Below are 4,734 nucleotides of genomic sequence, written 5' to 3'. Positions count from 1 at the left end.
TTGTCGGTTGCGAATCGGTAATGAAAGGATTGCGTTATTGTTTACTTCAGTGGCTATCATATTTCTCCTCTATTGGAGTTGTCAAGTATATTATCGCCACTAAAGTCGCTACTACGATCCCGCGCGTAACAACATTGAGGTCATGCTCTGCTGGTAGTAGCGACTTCAGTGCTATTCGGTCTTCAGAGGTACCAGGAATCGAAAAATGGAACCCTGTCCCGGGGTGCTGGTCACCTCGATCTTACCGCCATGTGCCTCCGCAATATAGCGTCCGATGGCAAGACCGAGGCCGGCGCCACCAAATTCACGTGTTCGCGCCTTGTGAGCGCGATAGAAACGTTCAAATATATGAGGCAAATCGGAAGCGGCTATGCCGATTCCTGTGTCCTGGATCTCTAACCTTGCGCTGTTCTCAACCATTTTTAACGCAAGATTCACTTCTCCACCTGCCGGAGTGTACTTGATTGCATTATCGATGAGAATCAAACAAAGCCGTTTCAAAGATTCACGATCGCCATTGATCCACAAAGGGACCCTCTTCATTTGAGAACGAAAATCGATTTGTTTTGCCTTTGCCATGATTTCTGCTTCTGTGGAAGCCTCGAAAGCGATTTCTGACAAATCAAGTTGTGTCTTCTCCAGTTCGGATCCTGCATCCGCCCGCGCAAGAAACAATAGACGCTCCACCAGATCTGTTGTTGCTTTTATTTCATCAACGATGCTTGAGAGAATGTCACGATATTCTTCTTCCAGTCGAGGTCGATGCAACGAAACTTCTGCCATCATTCGCATATAAGCCAGAGGGGTCCGCAGTTCATGGGAAGCGTCAGCTGTAAACCGTGTGACTCTTTTGAAGGCCCTTTCCAGACGATCCAGCATCGCGTTGAGAGTTTCTGTAAGCCTTCGTAACTCATCGTTTGGATCCGGCACTTCCAGTCTGCGGGAAAGGGATTGTGCTGTTATCGCAACTGCGGCTTTCGTGATTCGATCCACTGGTTCGAGAGCCCGCCGGCTCACCCAGTACCCTCCCAGTGATGCAACCAGGAGCAAGACCGGCAAAGTGAGGAGCATCACCAAACCAAAACGCTTGATGGCATTTTCATAACCTCGGATCGGCTCTGCAAGCTGCACGCGATAGGTTTCCTGACCAATCCTGATATTCGTGTTCAGAACTCGCAGTGGTTCGCCCTCCGCTTCGATGGTTACGAGTTGCGCTTGCTGGCGGTCTTTGGGCAAGCTCGATTCATAACGAAGCATTACCGGGGACCTGTATACCCAATCACCCGCTTTGTCGCTTATTTGAATTAAGTCATTCCCTGCGTGGCGCGTCAGTTCTTCCTGGATCAGATTTCTGGATGAACGCGTTCCCTGCGCGTTCAACATTTTTTCAAAACTTTTTGCGCGACCGGACAATTCATCATCGACCGCAGACAGAATGCTTCTGCGCATTTCTTCAAAAGCAAGGAGACTAAAAACGCAAAATGTAACCGCAAGTACGGCGAAGTACCAGACAGCAAGACGAATTCTGATGGAAAAAGCTCTCATGTTTCCGGAGTCTCCCGAAGGCAATAACCAAAACCGCGCACAGTATGGATGAGTTTGCTATCATGGTTCCGGTCAATCTTGATTCGCAAAAGCCGCACAAAAGCATCCAGCGTGTTCTCTTCGATATCGCGATCAAAACCCCAGACGCCTTCTACAAGGGAGCTTCGTGAAACCACTCTTCCAGCGCGCCGCATGAGAAACTCAAGCAGGCGAAACTCTGTGGCGCTCAACTTGATTTCGCGCCCGCCCCGCGTCACGCGATGTTTCGCAGGATCCAATTCAAGATTGGCTACTTGTAAATTGCTGGAAAGCGGAATCGAACGGTGCCGGGAAGCAGATCGCAACCGCGCGAGTAGTTCGCTGAACGCGAATGGCTTGGTCAGGTAATCGTCCGCTCCCAGATCGAGTCCCGCAACAATGTCCGGAATGGTATCGCGGGCCGTGAGCATCAAGATCGGTGTCTGATTGTTTTTCTGTCTCATTTGGCGCGCCACCTCAAATCCATCCATGCGCGGCAGCATTACATCCAGCACCAGAACGTCGAAATCATACAGGCCCGCGAATTCAAGCCCCTCTTCTCCATCAAACGCAAGTGTCACGGAATGATTTTCTTCCTCGAGACCCTTTTTTAAGATCTCGGCCATTCTTTTGTCATCTTCAACAATCAGGACTCGCATAACGCAAATATCCAAAATGCTCGCTAACGAACCTGAAAATCAGATGAAAACATCGCACTTTGATCTTTCATGAAATTTTCAGATCGCAACGCTAATCTTTTCTTTCTCCAAATTATAACGACTTTGGAGCACCGAAATACGGAGGAAAGAATGAAAACGATTCATTACTACTTTCTGGCATTCTTGCTTCTGGCCCCTTCTTTGATGGAGGCCTTATCGCTGAAAGAAATAGCGGTCACACGCGCGCAACAGGAACCCAAGATCGATGGCACATTGAATGACCCGCAATGGGAAATCGCAGCAACGGTTGACGAATTTTACCAGCGCGAACCGTTCGAAAATCAAGCGGCAACCGAAAGAACGGTTGTGAAGATACTTTACGATAAACGGTTTTTGTATATAGGGATCCAATGTTTCGATGGAAATCCAGGCAGCGTCGTAGCAACCGAATTGCGCCGCGATGCTGACTTTACTGTGGACGATCATTTTACGGTTTTGATTTCGCCAAACAATGATGGGCGTAATGGATATACGTTCACGGTTAATCCGCTGGGAACTCAGTTTGATTCTTTGATTGCAGATGAAGGTCGAGTGAATGATGCCAACTGGGATGGAATCTGGAAATCGAACGCACAAACGACTGTGAACGGGTGGACTTCAACGCTGGCAATTCCTTTTTCCACTTTGAATTTCAAGACATCAGAAAACGTCACTGTTGGGATCAATTTCCGCCGCTTTATACGCCGTAAGAATGAAGAGAACCTGTGGCAGGCTTACTTGCGAATTTACGGAATCGAACGTGTTTCAGAAGGCGGAGAGTTGAACGGTCTGGAAAATATCGGGAGTGGCCGGCTGTTGATCGTAAAACCTTATCTTCTGGGAGGCGTCGAGCAAGTCCCGCAGCTTGGCAACGACGCCCTCAATACGGGCGGGCTCGATCTAAAATACGGGCTCCGCAGCGATATGGTGTTCAATCTCACCATGAATACGGATTTTGCTGAGGCCGACGTGGATCCTGTCCGGTTCAACCTGACTCCCTTCAAGATTCTCATACCGGAAAAGCGCCAATTCTTCTTGGAGAATGGAGGTTTTTTTCAATTCGGTTCGAAAAACAGCACGCAGCTTTTCTTCAGTCGCCAAATCGGCATTGATCCCGTTACAGGCATACAGGTTCCCATAGATGTCGGAGCCAAGCTTACCGGATCCCTTGGAAATTATGAGCTGGGTTTTCTGGACGCCAACACGCGCGACAGCAATCAGAATCCGCGGGTGAATTACATGGTAGCGCGCGCCAAGCGACGTGTCTTCTCCGATTCTTACATCGGCGCAATGGCCATTGATAAGGAGAGTGGAGATTCGCAAAACGAGTATAACCGCGCCTTTGGCATTGATGGAAACTTTCGCTTCTTCAAAAAACTAAATCTGCAAGGTTATTATGCAAAGACTTCCTCATTCTCACCTCAGCTAAAAGGCAATGACGGAGCGGGATCGATTCAAATTACGTACGAAAGCAATTTGTTTGCTGCCGAAGCCCTTCACAGCATCGTAGAAGAGAACTTTAACCCCGAAGTTGGTTTCGTAGAACGGACGGATCTTGTTACAAATTACCTGGCTGCGGAATTCACTCCAAGACCCGGCAAGGGACCGGTTCGCCAATTGCATTTTATCGGCGCCTATCAGTTACAGGAGAACATAGCCGGATTGCTCCAAACTCAAGAATGGCAGGCCACCTTCATCTCGGTCTTCCACAATGGCTCATTTATCAATGTTGATTTCACACGCAATTTCATCCAGCGCCTCGAAAGGCCGTTTAACATTTTTCGCAATGTTGTTATTCCATCCGGCATTTATCACTTTGATCGTCCTCAGATTCACTACAGGTCCGACCGCAGCAAAAGATTTACCTTTGATCTTGTGGAGAGCTTCGGAGATTTCTATAACGGCAAGCTGAACGAACTCAATTTGAGTGGTAAATACAGGCCGGAGGCTAAAATTTCGATCGCAGCTTCTATGGGTTGGAATCGTTTCACTTTTGATCCTGAAACCTCTAATGTCTATGTTGGTTCAGTTACCTTGAGTTATTCGTTCAATCGTTTCCTTACAACATCCATAGTTACTCAAGTGAATTCGATTGACAAAAATCCAGTGAGCGCAAATTTTCGTTTGCGCTACAGTTACCGGCCGGATAGTGATTTGTTTGTAATTTATACGATCGGAAATCAATTCAGCACGCTGGAAGCCGGGAATCCAGTCCTCACGCGTCAACAACGTTTCTCAATCAAGCTGACGTATTCCTGGTCGCGCTAGAAGGAGATAAACCGGATGGAAGAATAGGCCAGATATTTTTTGGTAGAAGATTTAATCAGGTCTATCTCCCCCATCCTGCATATCTCCTGGTTTCTTTTTCCTTGCTGCGAAGAGTGAAAGAAGCGGTCCGGTCATAAAGGTTGTAATCAGGGCCATGAGCACCATCATGGAAAACACCTTGTGAGACAGTATGCCCATGTCATAG

General features: G+C 47.8%; 3 protein-coding genes. 1 reads left to right on the top strand and 2 read right to left on the bottom strand.

The features are described from left to right. Positions 1-171: 171 nt before the first annotated feature. Both L0156_25705 and L0156_25700 read right to left on the bottom strand, forming a co-directional pair. Positions 172-1,545, bottom strand: a complete 1,374-nt coding sequence (locus L0156_25705) for an ATP-binding protein (GenBank protein MCI0606394.1) — start codon at positions 1,543-1,545, stop codon at positions 172-174. Then, positions 1,542-2,222, bottom strand: a complete 681-nt coding sequence (locus tag L0156_25700) for a response regulator transcription factor (GenBank protein MCI0606393.1) — start codon at positions 2,220-2,222, stop codon at positions 1,542-1,544. Before L0156_25700 ends, L0156_25705 begins: the two co-directional genes overlap by 4 nt. Before the next feature lie 150 nt (positions 2,223-2,372). Between L0156_25700 and L0156_25695 the strand changes: the two genes are divergently transcribed. Further along, a complete protein-coding gene (locus L0156_25695) occupies positions 2,373-4,529 on the top strand; it encodes a carbohydrate binding family 9 domain-containing protein (GenBank protein ID MCI0606392.1) in 2,157 nt (718 codons plus the stop codon). Positions 4,530-4,734 lie beyond the last annotated feature (205 nt).

Source organism: bacterium, assembly GCA_022616075.1.
Taxonomy (GTDB): Bacteria; Acidobacteriota; HRBIN11; order JAKEFK01; family JAKEFK01; genus JAKEFK01.
The sequence above is the reverse complement of the archived record's forward strand: the minus strand, read 5'-3'. Positions and strand labels throughout refer to the sequence as shown.